The sequence below is a fragment of the Heyndrickxia shackletonii genome (assembly GCF_001420715.1).
In the GTDB taxonomy this organism is placed as follows: domain Bacteria; phylum Bacillota; class Bacilli; order Bacillales; family Bacillaceae_C; genus Margalitia; species Margalitia shackletonii.
The window spans coordinates 813,314-836,952 of sequence record NZ_LJJC01000004.1; the positions used below are offsets into that span (position 1 = coordinate 813,314).

Here is a 23,639-nt window from a genome sequence, read left to right on the forward strand (position 1 = left end):
TTCTAGTAATATTCATCTATTTCATCAAACTTTATTTTCCTTGTTAACTATTTTGGATTTTCCAATTTTTAAATTCAATAAAGTTTTGCAGCGTTAGAAAATCCTCCTTTGTCATCCCGTTATCAATAGCCTTATTAAGGAGAATTTTCCATTCTTCATCTATATTAGTGTCTTGGAATAATGTTTTAACCTGTTCATTTAATAGGAAATCAACTGTTGTATCAAGTGGTTCAGCAATCCTTGACAAAAAATCCAGCGAAGGATTATTCCGAAGCCCTCGTTCAATGTAGCTCAAATAGGATTTTGACACTCCTGCCAGAAGAGCTAATTTTGAAATGGAATATCCTTTTCCCCTTCTTAGTTCTTTTATTCTTTGTCCAATCATCACTCTCTCCCCAAGTCTATTGTAAATTTATATGTTCATTATAATGAACAAAATGTTCTTTATAAAATTATAAAAAAGTAAGAAAAAAAGAGATAAAACGAGATAATGAACAATAAATGTTCTTTTTAACGAATACTTGCCTATTTTTAAGATTTTTCAAAATAATCTATTTGGCCTATACTCAGGTCGTAGGATTCGTTAAAACGAACGATAACGAACGCTTCAATCTACAAGATTTAATGAAGTTTGCAACTCCTTATGAACAACATAAGGGTTCAAAATAAAAAAATATTAAAGGGAAAAAAGAGGAGGAAAAGAAATGAGTCTTAAAAAGAAACTAGGTATGGGGATAGCATCAGCTGCACTAGGATTGTCATTAATTGGGGGAGGTACATATGCGTACTTTAATGATGTAGAAACAACCAATAATTCATTTGCTGCTGGAACATTAAATTTGACTGCAAAACCAACAACCATCATTGATGTGAAGGATATTAAACCTGGGGACTGGATGGATCGTGATTTTACATTGAAAAATGATGGGTCATTAGATATTTCAAAAGTACTATTGACTTCTAGTTATCAAGTAGTAGATGCAAAAGGTGATAATTTGGGAGAAGATTTTGGAAAATACATTGAAGTAACGTTCTTAGTAAATAAAGACAAAGCTACAGAAGAAGTCTATAAAACGACACTAGATAAACTATCTGCGACAGATGTAACAGACAGAGATTTACTTGGCTGGATTCTTGGCGGAGAAAATCCTGGATTAAAAGCAGGGGATACAGATAGCTTTAAAGTAAGATTTACCTTTAAAGAGACAGGAAAGGACCAAAATAAGTTCCAAGGAGATCAGCTTAAATTAACTTGGAATTTCGATGCAAAACAAACTGCTGGTCAAAGCAAATAATAAGAAAAGATGGAAGGTGGAAGCACCACCTTCTGTCCTGTTTAATTATTCTTTTAACGAGTCATTAATGTTTAGAAGAGTAATATAAATATTTAATGGTTGGTTAAAGGAATAAGTTATTCAAGAAGTCATAAAGGAGGTAATTAGAATTAGAGCCTCACGTCTAAATAAATTCAAACGCAAAAATAAGAAACTATTACTTATGATAAAAATCTTGGCTATTTGGTATATCGCCATTTTTACGGGCAGCTACTTGTCGTCAAACACCAGTGCCTATTTTAGTAGTACATCTGAAGTTAACGGTGTCCTCCAAGCTGGTACTTGGGAGAAGGAAAACCCTGATAACGGCCCTTGGGATAAAAGTTCATTAAGCTTTAATGGTAATGATCAAACAATTAATAGTTGCAGTACTACGAATATTTCTGTAGATATTAAGAACTCAGGGAACAATATGGAAGGGCAAGCAAGTTATGAAGTCTATTATGCTGAAAATGGTAATCCTAAAAAAGGTGTTAAGGTAGGGGAAGGGACAATACTAGCTATTTCTTCCAATGATTCAATAAGTCTCTCCTATGATGCTGAAAAACCTGGAAACTACAAATTCAAGGCATATCAACGCCCTGGTCATCCTGGACAGGGAGAGTTGTGGAGTCAAACTATTTCCATAACCTGTGATAAACAAAGTGATGCATCTTCTACAAATGATGGAAAGGATACTGATAAGAATCAAGATAATCCAAACAAAACTGATTCCGATCAATCCAATTTAGATTCCCAGCAGAATACAGAGTCAAAACAATCAGATAAGCAAAATAATGCAGATAACCAATCTGATACTAGTTCAAGTAAAAATAATGCAGAAAAAGTTGAATCTGCAGAAAATGCCAATCAACAGGCAAATGACAATTCACAGAATGCAAACAAGGATGGTGCAAATAAATGAAGTCTTCCAAAATAGTAAAATGGATAAGTAACTTTACATCCATCATTTTATTTCTTGTATTAATATTCATGATTTTTGTTGTAATCTCTTCGAAAGCATCCGGAGGGTCACCAAAATTCCTCGGTTACGAGTTAAAAACCGTTCTATCTGGTTCCATGGAGCCAACATTTAAAACAGGATCTATCATTGCGGTAAAGCCCGCAAAGGATAAGGCAGACTTTAAAAAAGGTGACATTATAACTTTTAAAGCAGACGAGAAAATGATTGTCACTCATAGAATTGTGAAGGTAGAAAAAAGTGGTGGCCAAGTGTTGTATCGTACAAAAGGAGATAATAACAAAACCGCCGATTTGAACCCAGTTCTTTCACAAAATGTTATCGCAAAGTATACAGGGTTTACTATTCCTTACTTAGGTTATTTTATAAACTTTACTCAAACGAAAAATGGCAGTGCTTTATTACTGATATTACCTGGGATTCTATTACTTGGCTATGCAGTGTTTTCGATCTGGAAAGCAATTGCAGAAATTGATGATAAAACGAAAAATCCTCCAGAATCAATAGAGAAATCAGTTTAATAAAAGATGGGGTATCCCCATCTTTTATATATGATTACAAAGGGTGGAAAGTGGATGAAAAAAAGGATCATATCGTTGCCACTTGTTTTAACGGTGATTTTTATCATTATCAGTCCTATAGGAAAGATATGGGCAGCGTCAAATACAAATGAAATCGATATCGCGACTTCTCCTCATAAGGTTTTATTTGATGTAGACAATTTAAAGCCTGGTGATTGGGCAACTCGGGACTTACATGTGCAAAACTTAGGAAAACAAGATTTTAAATATACCACATCTATTCATTTTGAATCCGGGTCCAAACTATTCTTTAAAGCACTTAAATTAAAGGTTAGTGATAAAAAAGGTGAATTATACAGCGGGAAATTAGCGGATTTTAATAAACTGGATTATCGAAAGCTGGCAAAAGCAGATGAAGAGACTTTAACCTTTCGAGTAGACGTTCCTACCGAAGTGGGAAATGAATATCAAGGGTTAACCTGCAAATTTACCATAAAATTATATGTAGAGGGTACATTAGGCGGAATTTTGCCAGCAGACAAAAGTCTTTTGTCTAATACAGGGTCCAATGTTTTAAATGCAATGGCAGGAGGAATTATATTAATAATTGGAGGAAGTTCGTTTTACTTGTTTAAAAGAAAAAGAGCAGTTGATATAAAATGAAACTAAACTTATTATAATTACGTATTCTAGTTGGATACGTTTTTATTTTTATTAAAAATGAGGTAATGAGAAAATGAAACAATTGGCGATGCTTTTGACAGCAATAGTGATTATAGTTTTGGCATTTACCCAAAAAGAAACCATTCTACACGAAATTCATACCGGCCACACCTCTGCATTCCTTATCAGCATCCTATTCGTAGCCCTCCTAGTCTTCTTCCCAGTCATGCCTTACCCACTAGTGGCAGGCTTAATTGGATCGGTATTCGGAGTTTGGCAGGGAATCTTCATTTCCCTCCTCGGGGTAATGGTGGGAACCTTTACCATGTTTTTAATGGCGAGATATGGATTCCAGCAATGGGTACAAAGGACAATTCAAAAGTTTCCGAGATCAAAGGAATATGAAACATATTTTGAGAAGAATGCATTTCTGGGTATATTATTTCTGCGATTAGTTCCAGTTATTCCATCGCCATTATTAAATGTTTTAAGCGGGGTAAGCAAAGTTTCATGGATAACGTTTCTGGCAGCAACCATAATTGGGAAGCTTCCTAATATCGTAATTTCAACATTCGCGGGCAGTTTATTTGAACATAATAAAATCCTTTCTATTGGAATTTATGCTTGTTATTTTTTAGTTATTACGGTGATTATTACGATATACATGAATAAAAGAAAAATACACTTTCAGAGGAAATAACCTTTCTCGGTTTCTTTACAAAAGTAAGTATCCGCCGGTTTTACCGCGGATACTTATTGAAGGAAGGGAACATTCAAAATTGTCAACGGTCACGTTCACTACTTCAATGTGCCCATTCTCTTCTACAATTAGCGAGTTTATCCAAAAATGATGTTCTAAACTTATTAAAAGATCTGGGAGCAACACGAAATTTCACTATTGTTACTCCTTCTCCTCCTGAACATGCTCATTCAAATATCGATTCTCAGAAGTTGCAGCAAAATGAACTGACTGCAAGCTCATATCCGCATCAACCCCAAAGAGGTCTGCAAATGTTTTTTCTTCCCTTTTCTCATCTCTCACTGGAACTGCACTCCTAACATTTTGGTGTGCTACTATAATGTGCATATCCAAATAAAATATCCATGAAAAATGTTACACCATAAAACTCGAAACATTGGATAAAATAAAAAAAGCCGGCATCAGACGGCTAATGTTCGGTAATTAAGAGGGATGATGGGACAAGTCCCTCATCCCAATGCCAAGGAATCTGTCCCCACTAACTTTAAAAACGTCTTATCAAGTATCCTTACCTATTATGAAGACTCCCAATCATCCTCGTCTTTCTTATTATAATTGTGTAATAATACTTGTTGATTTTGCAAGACTTTAAACGTTATTTCAACAACCATTTTTTCCTCTATTTTCCTAAAGGTTCCTTCTTCAAATGGGGCGGACATTCTTTTTCCAGAATGGCCCTTTACAATACCCATCTCCCTATCTAGGACTTCATCGTATTCAATAAATCTGCTGGAGAGTAGTTCGCAATATGGCAGTTCATTTAAGATTTCTTCACTTATTTGATTGTGTTCTGTGAAATCACCTGAAAGTAAGTGTTCTTTTTGTGAAAATCCTTTTGGAAGATGAGAGGATCTAAAATAATTGAATTCTTTTTCTGGTGGAGTAGATCTAAAGTCAGGCTCGCTAATGAGATCAATTCTTGTCACAACTTGGAAAGGTACATCTACCGTTAAAGAATGAATAGCAGAGGAAACATAATCTTTTCCGCCGCGTTTTGGTGTCGCATACTGAATATTTTTGCGAACAAACCCCTTTAAAAATAGTTTATTAGTAGGCAATAATAAGCGGCACTGTACCAATTTTAAATTCTTTTTGATCCTTTTAATTTCCAGAACTGGTTCTGGGAATTCAATAACAGAGTCCAAATCAATTTGAACCGTTTGTTCACCTAAAACAACAGGTACTTTCATATAGGGGTGTGAATTAATAACACGTGGCTCAACCGGCCGATTACTTGCTTCCTGTTGTACGGATGACTTCACTACCTTTTTATGGCTACCCTTCGATTTGTACCGGGACATATTTTTTCTCCTTTCAAATAATTTGTTGGTTTCCATTTCAGTGTATGATGAAAATGACATAAAGCTTGGACAAAGTGACCGAAGGATTAGCACATTTATCGATGATATAGGCTTGTTTAGGATTCAAAAGGATGGATTTGGTATTGGAGAATTCGATATTCCATTTCACAATGTATATCCAGTAAGAGGTATGCATTTTTTTCTTTTTTATTCATGGATTGAGAAGTAATCACTTTTGTTTTAATGACTTCGAACTGGGGGCTTTCATTGTTATAAATAATTTGCTCATAATGAATGGTTTCCTGATTATTTTCTTTTTCCGTAAACTCGTATTGCCTTTTTTGATTACTTTGTGTATAAAACGGAGGGGACAAATACTCCAATTTGGATGTTGTTTTCCAAGGTAACTTAATCATTTGAAAATGTACTTGAGTATCTTTTCCTTTTGTATAAGTAATTTCTCCAATAAGTTTGCCGGAGATCCAGAGATGGTTTGCAGAAAAGTTGATTTGGTATTTTACAGGGTGGATGGACCAATTAAGGTCCAAAATTTTATTAACGGTTCCGTTCGTTTTTACTTTTTTTGATAATTTAAAATCAAGTTTGGAATGTACGATCTCCGTTAGCGTTTTATAATTTTTTTGGAGGGGACGAAGATTATCTAATTCATCTAGATCATCCCATTGTGGATCCTGCTGTTCGTTAGAATTCATGTATCCCTCTCCTTTCATATTTATATAAAAATATGATGCCTTTTCACAATATAAAACCTCGAATGAATGATTGAATGAATCGAAGCCGACCTTTTCAATCAAAAAGGCGATTTACCTTTTCTAACAGGTAAATCGCCTATAAAAATTTCCTCTTAATAAGGTCCCCAATGAATCAAGACACCAACGATGAGGAAGATAAGTCCAATTAAAAACCAAATGAGTGCTAATGGAGCCATGAAACGCAGCCATTTTCCATAAGGAATGCCACTTGCGGCAAGAACCCCCATGAGAACTCCGGATGTTGGATTCAGGCAGTTCACAACTCCTTCTCCGAGCATGACTGCTTCGACCGCCACTTGTCTTGTAATATGCATTAAGTCAGATAATGGAGCAAGAATTGGAATAAAGACGACAGATTCCCCTGTTCCAGAGGAAATCAGGAAATGCAGGGCTGCACTGCTTAAGTACATGCCGATTGCACCAAAGAGCGGGCTATGTCCTTGTAATAAGTGAGCTAAGCCGTTTACGATAGTATCCAATAATTTTCCGTTTTCTAAAATAACTGATATACAGCGGGCCATTCCGACAATTAAAGAACCGTAAACTAGTCGTTGGCAACCTTGTAAAAAGGTAGAAGCGATATCATTTGCTTTTAATCCTCCGATAATTCCAGCAGCGATAGCGATGAAAATAAATGTTCCAGTCATTTCGATATCGCCCCATTTTAACCAAAGGGCTCCCGCTAAAAATCCAATCAACGATAACGCTGTGATAAGTAAAATGAGCTTATGACGAATGGTCCAAGAAACGGCACTTTCATTCGTTTTTTCATCACTTAGAAGAGCCTTGCTTGGAAACCAATCCTTACCGAGAACGCTCCCTTTATTCGGATTCTTAAGTCGTTTTGTATAAAGGTAAATATAAATAATGGTTGCGATCAGGAAGCAGACATAAATGGCAATTCGCAAGCCCATGCCTGAAAACATAGGCAGCTCCGCAATCGTTTGTGAAATCCCTAATGGCGATGGCGATAAAATGGTGGCATTAAATCCGGCGTAGGCACCTAAATAAATAATTGCTGCACCTACAACAGCATCCCATTTTAAGGTACGGGCAACGATGATTCCGATGGGAATAAAGCCGATTACCGAGTTCACCACAATTCCTGTTGTTCCTAAAATAGAAAATAATGCAGCAACGATACAAACGAATAGAAGTTGGCGTGTTCGAAACTTGTTAATGACGTGATAAATTAATCCGTTGATTGCCCCTGTTTTTTCCAGGATGGCGATGGTACCACCGGTGAAAAGAATTAAAAAGATGATGGAAGATGCGGCTGACATTCCTTGTCCAATGGATGAGAAAAAGTTCACAAAACTAACAGGTGATTGAGCAACCGTATGGTAGCTTCCCGGAATGGTGGTGGAGATGGTTCCTTTCATTACCCTGTTAAATTCTCCTGCAGGAACAAAATACGTAGCAATCGCACAAATTAATGCCACTAAGAAAAGTAATACATATGCATCAGGCATCTTAAACTTCGATTTATGCTGCATAGGTTTTTTTGTTTCGGCTTGTAAGCTCATTCAATTTCCTCCTTTGTGCTGAGATGATTTTTAGAAAGGTTTGGAATAAACATTCATAACGGAATATTGCGAATATTTAGGGTATGTGTTAGATTATATTAAAGGTTTTCCTTCAAATCAATACATTTTGCAAAAAATCCTTCGAGGTGATGTCAACTGTTTCATTTTCAAAAGAAAGTACAAGAAAAATACGATCAATTAACGAAGGGAATGAAAAGAGTAGCAGATTTGTTATTAGCTGACCCCACTGCATTTGCAGCCCGTTCTGCTAAAACAGTTGGCGAGTCGATTGGTGTAAGTGAAACGATGATTATTCGCTTTTGCAATGCTCTCGGCTACCAAGGGTATAGTGAGCTACAGCAGGAGATTAGGGAAGTAATCTATGATATACGCACGGCTAAATGGAGTAATGATGGAAAAGAGAGTGATCAATCTCCGTATTCTTTCAAGCAAATTATGCGCTGGGATCAAACCAACATTGAGAATACGGCAAATCATATGAATCCAGAGGATATGGATGCAGCAATCTCCAAAATAGTAGATGCCGATGCAGTATTAGTGGCGGGTCTTCACGCAGCGTTTCCGATGGCACATTGGTTTACCTTTGCACTGGATCTATTAAAAAAGAATTGTCATCTTTACCGACCGGAGTTTTCGACGCATTTAGGCGCTTTTACAGACCAAAGTGTTTTAGTTGTTTTCTCTTATTATCGCTATTCTTTGCACCCTATTCGACTGGCAGAAAAGGCAAAGGAAAAAGGGTTATTTGTCATTGCCTTTACAGATACCACCATCTCACCGATTACGGAATATGCTGATATTGTATTTACTTTGGAAATACCAACGAGATCCATCCTGCAGTTTGCACCTGTTACTTTTTCCATGATGAATGCATTGCTTTCCGGTATTTCTGTAAAAAGCAACGCCAATATAGATTTTAAAGAAGAGGATAAAATAATGGACTTTTTTGTACAGTAATTTTGACAACTTTAGAAAGGAATATGTTCATGAAAACTTTAACTAGCAATATACGAGAGATAAAAGATGAGGTATTGGATATTTTTCATTACCTGCACGAACATCCGGAATTAAGCATGAAAGAATATAACACGACACAATTTATTAAGGCGAAACTAGATGAGCTTGGGTACAGAACGAAGACCTTCGATGATTGCCCAGGTGTAATAGGGGAATTGGGGGAAGGCTCGCCTGTTGTTGCTGTTCGTGCGGATATGGATGCTTTGTGGCAAGAGGTAGATGGGAAGTTTAAAGCGAATCATTCCTGTGGCCATGATTCACACATGACGATGGCGCTTGGAACCGCTATGCTTCTAAAAAGGCAAAAAACATTACCATCCGGAACCATTCGATTTATTTTTCAACCAGCTGAAGAGATTGGGCTGGGTGCGAAAACGATGCTGAAAAAGGGAGTAGTGGATGACGTTGATTACTTGTACGGCGTTCATGTACGGCCAATCCAAGAAACCTTAAACGGCAGGGCGGCTCCGGCAATTTTACATGGAGCAAGCCAGCATATCAGCGGCACGATTATTGGAGAAGATGCACATGGTGCAAGACCGCATCTTGGAACCAATGCTATTGAAGTAGCTGCTTCGATAATCCATGAACTTGGCTTTATTCATATTGATCCAATGATTCCTTATTCTGTGAAAATGACGAAGCTTCATGCAGGAGGGGAAAGCTCCAATATTATTCCTGGTCAAGCATCCTTTAGCCTGGATCTTCGGGCACAAACAAATGAAGCAATGGATACTTTAGAGGAGCATGTTAAGGCTGCGGTCGATTCCATTGCAGAATTTCATAAAGTGAAAATAGATTTGGATATCCCAGGAAGCTTAGCTGCGGCAACGATAGATCCTGTCGCGGAAAACATTATGGCGAGTTCTATTGCAGAGGTACTGGGAAGTGAAAACCTCGATGATGCCCTTGTGACAACTGGTGGGGAAGACTTTCATTATTATAAATTAAACCGGCCGCACATCCATGCAACCATGCTTGGCCTTGGCTGCGGATTGGAGCCTGGACTCCATCATCCACATATGACATTTGACAGAAATGCCATTCTTTCAGGTATTGATATATTAACAACTGCCGTATTAAGAACATTTTCCAAAGAAAGCGGGGAAGAATGATATGATCATGAAACCTATTCAGCCAAAGAAGATTACTTTGCGCAAACTACAAATGAAATTAAAACAACCATTTACGACTAGCTTTGGCACTCAAACGGAAAAAGAGTTTTGCATTTTAGAAGTAGAAGATAAGAATGGAAATATCGGCTGGGGGGAATCAGGAGCGCTTACTTTCCCAGGCTATAATGAAGAAACCACGATAACCAATCAGCATATATTAGAGGACTTTTTAATTCCTTCTATTTTAGGAAATTCGTATGATCATCCCGACCAATTTAACCAGCAGATTTCGTACATCCGCCGTAATCGCATGGCAAAATCAACAGTGGAAACAGCCATCTGGGACTTGTATGCAAAAAACAATGGTGTTCCATTGTATAAAGTGCTGGGCGGGGAAAAGAAGGATATTAAAGTAGGAGTAAGTATTGGGATTAAAGATTCTATTAAAGAATTATTAGAAACTATTGAGGAAAAAATGGATAAAGGATTCCATAAAATTAAAGTCAAAATTAAGCCTGGAAAAGATGTGGAGGTTATTCGGGAAATAAGAAAGGTTTTTCCGGATATTCCATTAATGGCAGACGCTAATTCCGCCTACACCTTAAAGGATATCGACCTTCTTAAGCAACTGGATCAATTTAATCTTTTAATGATCGAACAACCTTTGGAGCACGATGATATTATTCATCATAGTAAGCTTCAAAAGCAAATCGAAACTCCAATATGCCTGGATGAAAGCATTTGCTCCTATGAAGATGCCAAAAATGCAATTGAATTAGGAAGCTGCAAAATTATTAATATCAAAATAGGACGTGTTGGTGGACATTCTGAATCGATTAAAATTCACAATCTATGTAAAGAACATAACATTCCAGTATGGTGCGGCGGAATGCTAGAAGCTGGAATAGGGCGTGCTCATAATATTGCTATTACATCATTAAGTCAATTCCTTATTCCGGGAGACACAGGCCCATCTCAGCAATATTGGCATGAGGATATCATTCAGCCGGAGGTAGAAGTAAAGAACGGCATTGTTCAATTGCCAAGCGGGAATGGAATAGGCTATACCGTAGATAAGGAAAAAGTAAAAAAATATACCGTTTATGAAAAACAATTCACTGTTTCATAATAAATGTCAGGAGACGGAGTCCTCGACATGGCCTACTCAACATTCATAACCGGCACATTTCCTATGAATCTTCCGAAAAATAAATTAAATTTTTCAGCCCTGCTTCATGAGCGGGATAAATGATAAGGCTAGGCAAATTGATTGTCTAGTCTATTTCTTTTTACCTGAAATATGGGAATTTCAAAATGATGTTTGAAACTTATTCTTTATCATTTATTTCTTCTTTAAATGCTTTTCTCCCACACTTTATACATTCACCAGAATAATAGTTATATTTATGAAATCCACGGATATAACAAACTATTGCTCTTAACTTTTTCATGGGGATCACCTTCTTATATGGATTTGTAAATAATGATAATAAAGAATTATTAAAAAACGATTACTAGCAAATTAAGAAGTATAACAATGTGATTAAAAAAAATTACTGTAATTTGATAGGGGCATCTCAAGGGGAAAGCAAAAGCACCTATTTCTAGTATTTATAAAGTGTTTGGGTTCCGATTGTAAGAAATGGCCCCGTCTCGTAATCTCTATATATCCAATTTTGAAAGTGGTTATGTATAGAGGCAGAAATTTTGATTATTCTAAAATAAATGAAAGTAAGCGCTGCCAAAAAATTAGAGGGGTTATATTATTTCTTTAGGCAATATTTATGAGACAAAATTATTTAGGGGTAAAGGAGAGAAAAAAATGAGTATTCCAAAGGCAAGATGGTATAGGATTGGATTGTTATTATTTCTAACCTATCTAGTGGCATTTGTGGATAGGTCCAATATTGGGATGGCTGCACCATTAATGGTTAAATCTCTTGGACTTTCTTCTACTACGACAGGTGTTTTATTATCTGCATTTTTTTGGGGATATGTCATTACCCAAATACCAAGTGGCCTATTAGCAAGTAAGTATAGTGCGAAAAAAATTATTGTCGGTTCTCTAGTACTATTAGGGATAACCGGTATTTTAACAGGTGTTGTGAAGAGTTACGATGGGCTGTTAGTAGTTCGTTTTATAATGGGTCTTGCTGAAGGAGTATTATGGCCAGCTTTTGCCATTTATTTTATTAATTGGTATGCCAATTCAGAAAGAGCAAGAGCGATAAATTTTTCCGAAATGTCTCTGCCAATCTCTTCTATTATTATGGCCCCTCTAGCAGGATGGATGATTGAAAATTGGAATTATCATGTCATGTTTATCTTACAAGGAAGTTTACCTATCGTATTGGCTATTTTCTTTGCTTGGTTTGCTTCAGACTCTCCTGAAAAAGATCGCTATGTTTCAAAAGAAGAGCTAGATTATATCAAACAGAATCGTACTGCAGAGTTAAAAGAAAAGGGATCTTTTCTTGAAGTCATTGGCAATTATCGTGTTTGGGTATTCTGTGTTGTGTACTTTCTTTGGATTACTGGATTGTATAGTTTCGGGTTATGGATGCCTAGTTTAATGAAGGAATTAAGCAGTACAGGTATTGGTACGGTCGGATGGTTAACAGCTATTCCGTTTGTATTAGCTGCTATTGCGATGTATTTTAATGCAAAATGGTCTGATTCTCATACTAGTAAACGCTCCTTCTTTATTGCCATTCCATTATTGATTGGCGGTCTGGCATTAGTTCTTCAGCATATTTTCGGTGTAAACCTTACGACTAATCTTATTATGCTAATCATCGCAGGTATTGGGATCTATGCTGCATTTGGCCCATGGTGGGCATGGGCGATGTCATTTGTACCAAATAACCAAGCTGGTACGGCAAATGGTTTAATTAATTTAGTTGGTAATTTTGGTGGGATTGTCGGACCGATTATCGTTGGGGCGGTTGCACAAGGGAAAAATTTATTAGAAGGCTTCTATGTTTTAGGATTCTTCCTCATTTTAGGGTCCATTATTGTTCTTACCTTTGCAGCACTAAATAAATCGAGAGTGAAAAATTTGGATGCTCATCAAAATAGCAAGCAATTAGTAACAAAATAGCATAAGAGTGAAAGCAGAAATCTATTGATAAAAGTGGGGCTATTCTTTGTAAATGAGAGAATAGCTCCTTTTCTTTCGATTAGTATTCAGTATATTTAAAATATTATTAAAAGTATCTTAGTAAAAAGAATTTCATGCTTGGGAGGGATAACAATGACGAAAAACATTTGGGAAGAATTCGCAATTAATGCGAAGGATAAGATGCCTCTTTATAAACAAATCATTCATCAAGTAGAAGGAATGGTTCATGATGGGAGATTGAAACCAGGTACCCGGTTGCCATCGGAAAGAAAAATGGCTAAATTACTGAATGTTAGTAGAATGACGATTACCTTAGCCAATGAAGAAATGAAAGCAAGGGGAATGGTTCGCAGCCATCAAGGAAGCGGAACCTTTATATTGCGTGGACCAAGGGCTAAAGAAGTGGAAAGGGATTTAGACCTTCCAGTGGAGTTTGCCTATCCAACTGGTGAAATTAATCAAGGAATGGATGAAATCATGAGACACGGGGAAAATACCCATCTCATTAACCTTGCAGGAGTAGGTACTGCTCCGGAAGTACATCCGGGAATTGAACTTAGCCAGTGCTTTTCCGAGCATTTGCGAAAGAATCCCATCTTACTTCAATTACCCTCCCCTACACAGGGATATGAGCCTCTGCGATTGGAAATGATATCGTGGCTAAAAAAAGTGAAAATCGAGGTAAAGCTGAATGAAATTATGATTGTTTCCGGTGCTATGCAAGGACTGGATTTAATCAGTCGTTTGTTTTTAAAACCAGGTGATTATGTGGTAATGGAGGAGCCGGGATTTTTGGGAGCAGCTGACGCTTTCAAGGCTACTGGAGCGAAAATTCTAAGGATCACTCTTGATGAGGAAGGAATTCGCTTGGATAGTTTAGAGAATATGTTAATGCAATTTCCTATTAAATTTATTTATGTGAATCCGACCTACCAAAATCCAACTGGCGTCACGATGTCCTTAAAACGAAGGAAGAAGCTTTTGGAGCTATGTTCTAAATATGGAGTGCTTATTGTGGAAGACGATCCGTTTAGCTTGCTTTATTTTGAAGACAAGCCGGCTCCTCCTATAAAATCATTAGGATCGGATAATGTCATTTATATTCAATCCTTTTCCAAATATCTATATCCAGGGATTCGCTTAGCTGTTTTAGTTGCTAATGAAGGCATTATTCATAATCTATCGAAAGTGAAACAAAGGGTAGATTTACATAGCAATAATTTAACGCAAATTGCCTTACATGCCTATATCTCAGAAGGAAATCTAGAAAATCATATTTGGAAGTTGAAGAGCGCTTACTTGGAGCGCCTTCACCTGATGAAGGAACTATTGAACGAAGGTCCCTATATTCATTGTAAATTGCCAGAAGGTGGAGTCTTTCTTTGGTGTAAAGTACCGAAGGAAATACCGACAGACCGATTATTAGAGTTTGCGGTGAAAAATGGCTTTACCTTTGTTCCGGGGAACTGGATGAGCGGGGTTGGCATGTTTGAAAACTATATTCGCCTTGCTTATACACACCCTTCTCTTGAATGGTTGAAAAAGGGGATTAAGCTACTTCATCATACCATTTTGGAATATAAAGAATACCAATTTTAATATTGGTTATATGAAAGCGTTTTAATTTTTCTTACCATTGATATGAAAAGAAAAATCATGAACCAAATGGAGGGTTAATATGGGAAATAAAGGTATCTCTAAGGAGCTCATCAAACATTGGTACTATAAAATGCTTTTAATAAGACGGTTCGAAGAAATGATTAACGAAAAGTTTTTAGCTGGGGATATCCCAGGATTTGTTCATCTTTATATTGGTGAAGAAGCAACAGGAGTAGGAGTATGCTCCACGTTGAGAAAATCGGATTATATTACAAGTACACATAGAGGGCATGGACATACTATTGCAAAAGGTGCCGATGTCAAACGTTGCATGGCAGAGCTTTATGGAAAAAGGACAGGGTATTGTAAAGGAAAAGGAGGTTCCATGCATATAGCCGACTTTGGAATTGGTATGTTGGGGGCAAACGGCGTGGTTGGAGGAGGATTCAACTTAGCAGTCGGAGCCGCACTAGCCATTCAATTAAGGAAGAATGATGACGGGGTTGCAGTTTGCTTTTTTGGAGACGGTGCAAGCAACCGTGGGACTTTTCATGAAGGACTGAATATGGCATCTGTTTGGAACCTCCCAGTTATATTTGTCTGTGAAAATAACCAATGGGCTTCCACTACTCCTCTTCATGAAGCGACAGCGGTTACGGATATATCAGTTCGCTCGATATCTTATGCAATGCCAAGTGAAATGGTGGATGGAAATGATGTCTTTGCTGTATATGAAGCGGCAGTAAAGGCTGTGGATAGAGCAAGAAGAGGCGAAGGTCCAACTTTAATAGAATGCAAAACTTATAGAGTAAAAGGACATTTTGTTGGGGATCCGGAGCAGTATCGGACTAGAGAAGAGGTAATGGCACAAATGGAATCCAATGACCCGTTGAAAAAGTTCTTAGAACGGGTGTTGGGTGAAAATTTATTAGATGAAATCCAATTAAAGGAAATAGAAGAGCAAGTAGCCGTTGATATAGAAGAGGCAGTGAAGTTTGCGGAAGAAAGCCCATTCCCGAAACCGGAAGAAGCATTCGAAGATTTATACGTAGAGGAGGTCATGAGTCATGCGTAATATTACCTTTTCCCAAGCTACACTGGAAGCGATGCAAGAAGAAATGCGCAGGGATGAACGAATCTTTATTATGGGGGAAGATATCGCCAGCCAAGGCGGTATATTCGGTCAATTTAAAGGTTTACCAAAGGAATTTGGGCTCGATCGCGTTCGTGATACTCCTATTTCAGAAACTGCTTTAGTTGGTGCTGGTATTGGTGCGGCACTAGCTGGAGCGGTTCCGGTTGTTGATATGCATTTTGCTGATTTTATTGGGGTAACGATGGACGAGGTGCTGAATCAAATGGCAAAGATTCGCTATATGTTTGGCGGCCAAGCAACTATGCCCCTTGTATTACGGGCACCAGATGGAGTAACCCAATCAGCTGCCGCTCAGCATTCTCAATCCCTTGAAGCGTGGTTTCTTCATATTCCTGGCCTAAAAGTGGTAATTCCATCGAATCCTGCAGATGCCAAAGGACTTTTGAAAGCAGCCATTCGGGATCAAAATCCTGTCATCTTTTTTGAACATAAGAATTTGTTTAGCCAAAAAGGATCGGTTCCAGACGACGATTATGTCACCCCAATTGGAAAAGCAGCAGTGGTGAGAGAAGGAAAAGATATTACCATTGTTTCTTACTCCGCCATGCTTGGAAAATGTTTAGAGGCTGCAGAGCAATTACAAGATCAAGATGGTATTAGTGCGGAAGTAATCGATTTAAGAACCATTGTCCCGATGGATATGGAAACAATATACGAATCTGTAAAAAAGACTCATAGACTTGTCATTGCCCATGAAGCAGTTAAGTCGGGTGGTGTAGGAGGAGAAATCGCTGCACAAGTCAGTGAAAACATTCTTGAGTATTTAGATGCACCGATTATAAGGGTGGGGGCAGCCTTTACACCGATTCCTTTTAGCCCGCCACTAGAGAAGCATGTTATTCCACAAGTAGAAAGTGTCGTGGAAGCAGTGTTAAAAGCAAAGTGGTAATAGATAAAGTGCTTAAAAGAGAGGAGGATCTGAAATGGCATCCATCATTACTATGCCGAAATTTGGTTTAACCATGACAGAAGGAACTTTATCCCACTGGAATAAATCCGTTGGGGAAAGAGTGGAGCAAGGAGAACCACTTTATGAAGTGGAAACAGATAAAATTACGAATGAGATTGAGGCGCCACAGGAAGGCGTAATTCGATATATTTTTACAGAGGTTGGTCAGACCGTTCAAGTTGGCGCGCCTCTCGCCATTATTGCAGAGGAATCGGAAGATATAACAGAATTACTAGATTTGCAAGGTCCAGAAGAAGAATCTAAAAGTAATGGAGTGGTAGAAGAAAAAGGTGCGCAGAATGTTGTGGAGGAAGTCTATTCTGATACTTATACGAGAGCGACGCCTTATGCAAAAAAACTTGCTAGAGAACAAGGGATCTCTATGCAGGATGTTGAGGCATCAGGGCCGAGAGGAATAATCCTTTCTCATGATGTCATGAAAAAATCTGTTTCTCCTGCAATTTCCCCGCTCGCAAAGAAATATGCAGAAGAACAAGAGATTGAATGGCAACAAATAGAACAAGGACGAAGGATTATGCTGCCGGATGTGATCAAAAAGGAACTGGAAGGATCAGCTGCAGTTGCAGCAGCGATCGATGTGCCTGCAGCAACTGTTAAGCCAATAACGGGAATGCGCAAGGTAATAGCTGAACGGATGAGCAATAGTTGGCAGCAAATACCTCATGTAACGATCTCAAGGGAAGTGGATGTTACTCCGTTATTGTCGGCAAAAGCGGTCTTAGATAAAAATTTCAAAATATCCATCACCCATTTCTTAATTAAAATTATCGCTGCGGCATTGCAAAAACATCCTGTTTTAAATGCTTGGTTTCAAGATAAGGAGATCCTTTATCACCACGAGGTAAATATGGGAATAGCAGTTTCTGTTCCTGAAGGCCTGCTTGTTCCGGTTTTAAAGCGAGTGGATCAAATGGATATTCTTGAAATCGCAGAGTTAATGTCTGATATAACATCCAGAGCCAAAGAACAAAAGCTTCGCTTAGATGAGACACAAGGAGGAACCTTTACCATTAGCAATCTTGGAATGATGGGAGTAGAGCAATTTACGCCAATCATAAATCCTCCGGAGACTGGGATTTTGGGAGTTGGCAGAATAATAGAGAAACCATTCTTTATTGGTGATGATATTGTCCGACGTTCGTTTGCATCCTTTTCATTATCCTTTGATCATCGTGCCTTAGACGGCGCTGAAGCAGCAAACTTTCTCCAAACCGTCGAATTTTATATACAAGAACCCATTCGTTTACTGATGAAAGCGAGGGGAAAATAGCGTGAAGGTAGTTGTGATTGGCGGTGGCCCAGGCGGATATACGGCTGCGCTGCGTGCAAGTGAATTAGGTGCCGAAGTGACGTTGATAGAAAAAGATAATTTAGGCGGTACTTGTTTAAATCAAGGATGCATTCCTACAAAAAGTTTACTGGAATCCTCTCATATATGGCATAAAAGCAAGACGATGTTTCCCGAAAATGTAATGGGAGGGGTACCATGGAATTCTATATTTTCTCGAAAAAACGAAGCGGTGCTGCAGTTAAGAAAAGGGGTAGAAAGACTTTTAAGAAAAGGAAAAATTAATGTTTTAGATGGAATTGCTTCCTTCACATGTGATAAGAAAGTTTTAGTAGAAGGAAAGGAAACTTATGAATTTGCGGCGGATGCAATTATTATTGCCACCGGAAGTCGTCCTGTTCTACCTAGGATCAAAGGGATTAATTCAGAAGGAGTATTCACAAGTGACGGACTACTAACCCAAAAAACTTTGCCAGAGAGTCTAGCAATCATTGGCGGCGGTGTCATTGGGATTGAGTTTGCCACCATCTATACGGAGTTAGGGGTAAAAGTACATGTAGTAGAAGCGGCAAATCGGATCCTACCCAATATGGATAAGGATATTTCCTTCAATATTCAATCACATTTAGAAAAAAAGGGGGTTTCCTTCTGTCTTTCCCAAAAAATAAAAAAGCTTGAAAGAGAATCAAATAGCGTGACCCTTAGGTTATCTGAATATGCCTCCATTCAAGCTGAAGTAGTGTTGGTTGCAGTTGGCAGAGAAGCAGTTGTAGATCAGCTCCATCTAGAAAGAGTTGGAGTTGTAAAAGAAGGGAATAAAGTAAAAGTAAACACCTTTCAACAAACTAATGTAAATGGAATATACGCCATTGGAGATTGTTCAAGTCCAATTATGCTTGCTCATGTCGCAATGGCAGAAGGAAAAGTAGCAGCAGAACATGCACTTGGATTTGCCCCACATCCGATTCAATATGATTTAGTTCCGCAATGTATTTATTCTCATCCAGAAGCAGCAATGGTCGGATTAACAAAAGAAGAAGCAGAAAAGAGAGGATTTCATGTGAACGAGGGATACTTTTCCCTAAGAGCAAGCGGAAGGGCATTGATTGAAGGGGAATCTACAGGATTCATAAAAGTGATATCGGATAAAAGATATGGACAAATTCTTGGAATTCATCTATTATGCCCAAATGCAACGGAAATCATCTCTCACGCAACTCTGGGTCTCTCATTAGAATCTACCATAGATGAAATAAAGAATATGGTATTTCCACACCCTTCTATTGTGGAAGGGATTCAGGAAGCTGTTTTTTCATAAATAGAAAATGGCCCAATGCCGATAGCAGGGGCCATTTCTTTGAATTAACTTACCTTTAACTTGTTTTTTCTATGAGAATGAAATAGGTTTTTCCATTTTGAATGAGCGGGTTCCCATAATATAGCGATTAAAGCTCCCAATGATGTATTGACGATCATATTGGTCACAGCAGGTACGGCAGCTATAGGACTAATGCTCACCATTGCAAGCAGGGCTGCCAATGCCGTATTGCATATGCCAAATTCATAGACCATGGAACGTCTTTCCGGCTCTTCCATTTTAAATAGGGCACTATAGAGATAACCAAGAATCATCGGAATGGTGATTTGTAAAAAGACACATAAAAATAACTTGGGTAATTGATTCATATTATCGTGGAGCATATTATGAGCATTTGAAACGACGGACAAGTCTACAATCAGCAATGCGATTGAGGATAAAACTGGAATGATGCTCCGAATAGCAGTGATTTTTTCTTGGAACTTCCATTGAACCAACAGTCCTAGTGAAATGGGCAACAATACAACATATACCATTTTTAAAACAAGAGGTGTAATGGCAACGTACACTACACTCCCTACTGCCGCTTTCATAATGACGGGAGTGAAGAACGGACTGACAAATGTATCTAAGGAAGACATCATGACACTTAGTGCAACATTTCCATTTGCCATCATTGAATATAGGTTAGCAGAGGTTCCACTTGGAACGGAGCCGGCAAGAATAACGCCAGCCTTAAGATCATTCTGATGACTAAAAAAAAGACAGGCAAGGAAAAAAGAAATTCCAGTAGTGACTATCCATTTCCCAATGACACCGATAATGGCATTCTTAGGATGTGTCATAATCCGCTTCAGGCTATCTCTTGATAAGGTGAGTCCCATGATAAAGAGGATAAAAGCTAGGGCAAATGAAGTCCAATTTTTTATCCCAGTAAACCATTCGGGAAATGTATACCCAATATAAGCACAACAAATTATCCAAAGCGGCAGAAACCTCGTAATCAAAATTTGCAAAAAACGTATCATACATGAAAAGCTCCTATCCCTATTTGACTGTTAATCCACCACACACATTAAGTGCTTGCCCTGTAATATAAGAGGCATCCTCAGAGGCAAGAAATCCCACTGTTTTTGCAACATCTTCTGGTGAACTGATACGACCAAGCGGAATGTCTCCTAAGTAATTTTTCATCGATTCCTCTGGTGTAACACTGGCAAGGTCACTCATATCCACAGCCATTTTTGCAAGAAGATCCGTTTCCATTGCACCAGGGCATACGGCATTTACTCTAATTTTCCGGGGAGCAAGGACAATAGAGGCTGTTTTGGTCAAACTGATTATTCCAGCTTTTGATGCTGCATAAGCTACCGATAGTGGACGAGGACTACTTGCAGCAATAGAGGAAATATTAATGATAGATCCTCCATTAGAGATATATGGAGCTACTGATTGAATCATAAAGAAGGCTGCTTTCAAATTAATATTCATCACAAAATCCCAATCTTTTTCCGTCACGGTTTCAACTGGTTTAACGAAATTAACACCCGCATTATTGACTAGTACATGAAAATCTCCAAAGTCTTCATGAATTTTTGTTACAATCCGACTGATATCTTCTGTGAAGCTCAAATCTAGGTTTATCCCGTGGGCATCTTTTCCTTCATTAACAAGTTTGTTAGTGGCCACTTGGAGCTGCTCCTCATTTCGGTCTAACAAAATAACCTTGTACCCGGATGAGGATAGTACATCTGTAATGGCAAAACCAAGTCCTTGTGCAGCTCCTGTGATCAATGCAATTTTGTTACGATTCAATTGAAAAACCTCCTCGATATACTATTTTTAAGGTGTTAGGAGAACTTTTACCCCTTCTCCACTATGGGAAATTTGAAAAGCTTCTTTATAGTCCTCTAGTGGTAAGTGGTGAGTTAAGGCAGGCTGTATGTTGAGCTTTTTACTCGAAATTAAGTCTTCCATCAAGTCCCAAGTGCTCCACATTCTTCGTCCATGTATTCCATAAAGAGTTGCCTCTTTAAAAACAAGATCATTTGATAGATTAAGAGAAACATTGCCAGGAAATAGACCTGCTAGTACGACCTGCCCACCCTTTCGCAAATGAGGCAGTGCTTCTTGAAGTGCCCGTTCATTCCCGGTGGTCTCTATGATGACATCTGGAATATTAGTGCCAGTTAATACATCGGTACTCTTTGATGTAAGGGGATTCCACGCTGTAACATCCGCGCATTCAGAAGCTATCTTCAAGCGATTTGGCTGGATGTCGCTAATTGAAACGGATTCCGCTCCAAGTGCCATACAAGAACATGCTGAAAATATTCCAATAGGACCGGCTCCGAGAACAGCCACTCGTTTCCCTGTAATATCCGCTTTCTGAGCAGCATGAACCCCTACTCCTAATGGTTCTAATACAGAGGCAATTTCATCCGGAATACTGGAAGGGATTTTTCTGACGCAAATCGCCGGAACTGTTGCATATTCTGCAAAACAACCGTTTGTTTGCAAGCCAAATAATTGTAGGTTCTCACAAATATGGGGCTTCCCACTCAAACAAAGCTGACAATGACCACATGGGATGTGTGTCTCGACGCTTACACGGTCTCCCTTCGATAAAGAGGTAACTTTTCTTCCAATATCCACTACTTCTCCAACACATTCATGTCCCATAATTCCTGGAATCTGGATGTTTGCATTAGCAGCCCAAGGGTTCCAGTCATAAATATGCAAGTCAGTACCGCAAATCGCTGCTATTTTAATAGAAAGCAATACTTCATTATCCTTAGGGATGGGAATTTCCCTATGTTGTATGGTGGCACCAGGGCCAGGATTAACTTTTGCAAGTGCACGCATCCTATCACCTCCTGTTTATATAATTCAAATTATTATGTTATCTCAAAGGAATGTCCAATACCAATTTATATATTGGATATAGGGAAAAGCTCGCTTGCTGCATAAAGGGATAATTCATTACTAATTCGTATAATAGGAAGGTTGTTTTAAAAATAATTAATCTAGGATGAGCAACCCGACATCATTTCTCATAATTGCATTCCATTAGGATGTATGCTATGACTGAATTAGAATTTATAAGATATGGGTGGAAAAGATAATGAAAGTAAAAGTGCTGTTCATCGCTCCTTATGAAGCAATGGTGAATTTAGTAGAAGAGTGTAGCGAAAAAGAAAGGGAGTTGGATGTTCAAATTAAGATTGGGAATCTTCAAGAAGGGGTTGGCAGTATTCTATTATATAATTTTAGTTAAGAATTTTATTAAAAAAGAGGGATAGGATATGGCATATTGCAAAGTTCGTCAAGCAGAAATACACTATGAAGAATTTGGGGAAGGGAAACCAATTATTATGATACACGGTTATACACCCGACCATCGATTAATGACTGGATGTATGGAACCTATATTTACAAAGAGAGATGGATGGAGACGTATTTATATTGATCTGCCAGGTATGGGTTTAACAAAAAATTATCATGTCATAAGTAGTTCTGATGAAATGTTGGATGCTGTTTTAGAATTTATTCAAACGATAATTCCTAATCAAGAGTACATAATCGCAGGAGAATCATATGGTGGTTACTTAGCTAGGGGCGTTATTCAAAAGCAAAAAGAAAAGGTACTAGGTGCAGCATTTATTTGTCCTGTTATCATTCCTTTTTCAGAAGGAAGAACAGTTGAGAAACATAAAATATTGAAAACAGATGAAAGATTTATTGAAAAATTATCAAAGGAAGAATTAGAGGATTTTAGAAATAATAATGTTGTGCTTGATGAATACACTTGGTTAAGATACAACCAAGAGATTTTAAGTGGCTGTAAAATTGGAGATGAAAAGTTTTTAGATAAGGTTAAGAATAAATATGGATTTACTTTTGAGATTGATCAATCTGTTTTTAATAAACCTAGTGTATTCCTTTTAGGAAGACAAGACTCCTCAGTTGGATACAAAGATGCACTTGGTTTATTAAACAAGTATCCACGAGGTACATTTGCTATATTGGATAGAGCTGGTCACAATTTGCAAATTGAACAACCACACCTTTTTAATCATTTAGTAAATGAATGGTTGGATCGAATGGAAGAGTCTATTAATCATAATTTATGATATGCGATAAGATTGTGAAATAATTTACTAAAGCATAAGCCATGTCACCTAACGACAATTAT

23 protein-coding genes and 1 pseudogene are annotated in these 23,639 nt (G+C 38.0%); 16 read left to right on the forward strand and 8 right to left on the reverse strand.

Going from position 1 to position 23,639, the window contains the following annotated elements:
* Positions 1–43: 43 nt before the first annotated feature.
* Positions 44–385, reverse strand: a complete 342-nt coding sequence (locus AN964_RS04070) for a helix-turn-helix domain-containing protein (protein WP_055738484.1) — start codon at positions 383–385, stop codon at positions 44–46.
* A 319-nt stretch (positions 386–704) separates the two neighbouring features.
* On the opposite strand from AN964_RS04070, the gene AN964_RS04075 reads away from it, so the two are divergent.
* The 5 genes from AN964_RS04075 to AN964_RS04095 all read left to right on the forward strand — a co-directional run bounded on the left by AN964_RS04075 (position 705) and on the right by AN964_RS04095 (position 4,179).
* Entirely contained in the window at positions 705–1,295 is a 591-nt protein-coding gene (locus tag AN964_RS04075) for a CalY family protein (protein ID WP_055738485.1), read from the forward strand.
* Between the two features lie 148 nt (positions 1,296–1,443).
* A complete protein-coding gene (gene tapA, locus AN964_RS04080; protein WP_280513077.1) occupies positions 1,444–2,238 on the forward strand; it encodes an amyloid fiber anchoring/assembly protein TapA in 795 nt (264 codons plus the stop codon).
* A complete protein-coding gene (gene sipW, locus AN964_RS04085; RefSeq protein WP_055738487.1) occupies positions 2,235–2,816 on the forward strand; it encodes a signal peptidase I SipW in 582 nt (193 codons plus the stop codon). The genes tapA and sipW overlap by 4 nt, the downstream gene beginning before the upstream one ends.
* A gap of 54 nt (positions 2,817–2,870) precedes the next feature.
* Positions 2,871–3,479, forward strand: coding sequence for a TasA family protein (locus AN964_RS04090; RefSeq protein ID WP_055738488.1), 609 nt, complete (start codon positions 2,871–2,873; stop codon positions 3,477–3,479).
* A gap of 73 nt (positions 3,480–3,552) precedes the next feature.
* Complete coding sequence (locus AN964_RS04095) at positions 3,553–4,179, forward strand: TVP38/TMEM64 family protein (protein ID WP_055738489.1); 627 nt, start codon at positions 3,553–3,555, stop codon at positions 4,177–4,179.
* Between the two features lie 201 nt (positions 4,180–4,380).
* Here AN964_RS04095 and AN964_RS26625 read toward each other — a convergent pair whose 3' ends face one another.
* The 4 genes from AN964_RS26625 to AN964_RS04110 form a co-directional block, all read right to left on the reverse strand.
* Positions 4,381–4,521 carry a hypothetical protein gene (locus AN964_RS26625; RefSeq protein ID WP_163258597.1) on the reverse strand — a complete coding sequence of 47 codons (141 nt, stop codon included), beginning with the start codon at positions 4,519–4,521 and terminating at the stop codon, positions 4,381–4,383.
* A gap of 233 nt (positions 4,522–4,754) precedes the next feature.
* Entirely contained in the window at positions 4,755–5,540 is a 786-nt protein-coding gene (locus tag AN964_RS04100) for a CsxC family protein (protein ID WP_055738490.1), read from the reverse strand.
* A gap of 116 nt (positions 5,541–5,656) precedes the next feature.
* A complete protein-coding gene (locus AN964_RS04105; protein WP_055738491.1) occupies positions 5,657–6,253 on the reverse strand; it encodes a hypothetical protein in 597 nt (198 codons plus the stop codon).
* Between the two features lie 152 nt (positions 6,254–6,405).
* A complete protein-coding gene (locus tag AN964_RS04110) occupies positions 6,406–7,839 on the reverse strand; it encodes a YfcC family protein (RefSeq protein ID WP_055738492.1) in 1,434 nt (477 codons plus the stop codon).
* 156 nt (positions 7,840–7,995) lie between these two features.
* On the opposite strand from AN964_RS04110, the gene AN964_RS04115 reads away from it, so the two are divergent.
* From AN964_RS04115 to lpdA, 9 genes and pseudogenes are all read left to right on the forward strand, one after another.
* A complete protein-coding gene (locus tag AN964_RS04115) occupies positions 7,996–8,817 on the forward strand; it encodes a MurR/RpiR family transcriptional regulator (RefSeq protein ID WP_268888394.1) in 822 nt (273 codons plus the stop codon).
* 29 nt (positions 8,818–8,846) lie between these two features.
* Entirely contained in the window at positions 8,847–9,992 is a 1,146-nt protein-coding gene (locus tag AN964_RS04120) for a M20 peptidase aminoacylase family protein (RefSeq protein ID WP_055738494.1), read from the forward strand.
* 1 nt (position 9,993) lies between these two features.
* Positions 9,994–11,121 carry an o-succinylbenzoate synthase gene (menC, locus tag AN964_RS04125; RefSeq protein ID WP_235950620.1) on the forward strand — a complete coding sequence of 376 codons (1,128 nt, stop codon included), beginning with the start codon at positions 9,994–9,996 and terminating at the stop codon, positions 11,119–11,121.
* Between the two features lie 693 nt (positions 11,122–11,814).
* Positions 11,815–13,092, forward strand: coding sequence for an MFS transporter (locus tag AN964_RS04130; RefSeq protein WP_055738495.1), 1,278 nt, complete (start codon positions 11,815–11,817; stop codon positions 13,090–13,092).
* A gap of 153 nt (positions 13,093–13,245) precedes the next feature.
* Positions 13,246–14,712, forward strand: a complete 1,467-nt coding sequence (locus AN964_RS04135; RefSeq protein ID WP_055738496.1) for an aminotransferase-like domain-containing protein — start codon at positions 13,246–13,248, stop codon at positions 14,710–14,712.
* Positions 14,713–14,791: 79 nt separating this feature from the next.
* Positions 14,792–15,787 (forward strand): thiamine pyrophosphate-dependent dehydrogenase E1 component subunit alpha, encoded by a 996-nt coding sequence (locus AN964_RS04140; protein WP_055738497.1) that lies wholly within the window; start codon positions 14,792–14,794, stop codon positions 15,785–15,787.
* Positions 15,780–16,757 carry an alpha-ketoacid dehydrogenase subunit beta gene (locus AN964_RS04145; RefSeq protein WP_055738498.1) on the forward strand — a complete coding sequence of 326 codons (978 nt, stop codon included), beginning with the start codon at positions 15,780–15,782 and terminating at the stop codon, positions 16,755–16,757. Before AN964_RS04140 ends, AN964_RS04145 begins: the two co-directional genes overlap by 8 nt.
* A gap of 34 nt (positions 16,758–16,791) precedes the next feature.
* Positions 16,792–18,108, forward strand: coding sequence for a dihydrolipoamide acetyltransferase family protein (locus AN964_RS04150; RefSeq protein ID WP_055738499.1), 1,317 nt, complete (start codon positions 16,792–16,794; stop codon positions 18,106–18,108).
* Position 18,109: 1 nt separating this feature from the next.
* Positions 18,110–19,420: pseudogene (gene lpdA / locus AN964_RS04155) on the forward strand (dihydrolipoyl dehydrogenase); the annotation flags it as partial.
* 68 nt (positions 19,421–19,488) lie between these two features.
* Here the strand turns inward: lpdA and AN964_RS04160 are convergent.
* Genes AN964_RS04160 through AN964_RS04170 form a run of 3 tightly spaced genes read right to left on the reverse strand, consistent with a single transcriptional unit; the run spans position 19,489 to position 22,309 of the window.
* Complete coding sequence (locus AN964_RS04160) at positions 19,489–20,472, reverse strand: bile acid:sodium symporter family protein (RefSeq protein ID WP_055738501.1); 984 nt, start codon at positions 20,470–20,472, stop codon at positions 19,489–19,491.
* Between the two features lie 19 nt (positions 20,473–20,491).
* On the reverse strand, positions 20,492–21,259 hold the full coding sequence (locus tag AN964_RS04165) for an SDR family NAD(P)-dependent oxidoreductase (RefSeq protein ID WP_055738502.1): 768 nt from the start codon (positions 21,257–21,259) through the stop codon (positions 20,492–20,494).
* A 27-nt stretch (positions 21,260–21,286) separates the two neighbouring features.
* Positions 21,287–22,309, reverse strand: a complete 1,023-nt coding sequence (locus AN964_RS04170; RefSeq protein ID WP_055738503.1) for an alcohol dehydrogenase catalytic domain-containing protein — start codon at positions 22,307–22,309, stop codon at positions 21,287–21,289.
* A gap of 259 nt (positions 22,310–22,568) precedes the next feature.
* Between AN964_RS04170 and AN964_RS26255 the strand changes: the two genes are divergently transcribed.
* Positions 22,569–22,721 (forward strand): hypothetical protein, encoded by a 153-nt coding sequence (locus tag AN964_RS26255; RefSeq protein ID WP_161809207.1) that lies wholly within the window; start codon positions 22,569–22,571, stop codon positions 22,719–22,721.
* Positions 22,722–22,749: 28 nt separating this feature from the next.
* A complete protein-coding gene (locus AN964_RS04175; protein ID WP_055738504.1) occupies positions 22,750–23,577 on the forward strand; it encodes an alpha/beta fold hydrolase in 828 nt (275 codons plus the stop codon).
* Positions 23,578–23,639 lie beyond the last annotated feature (62 nt).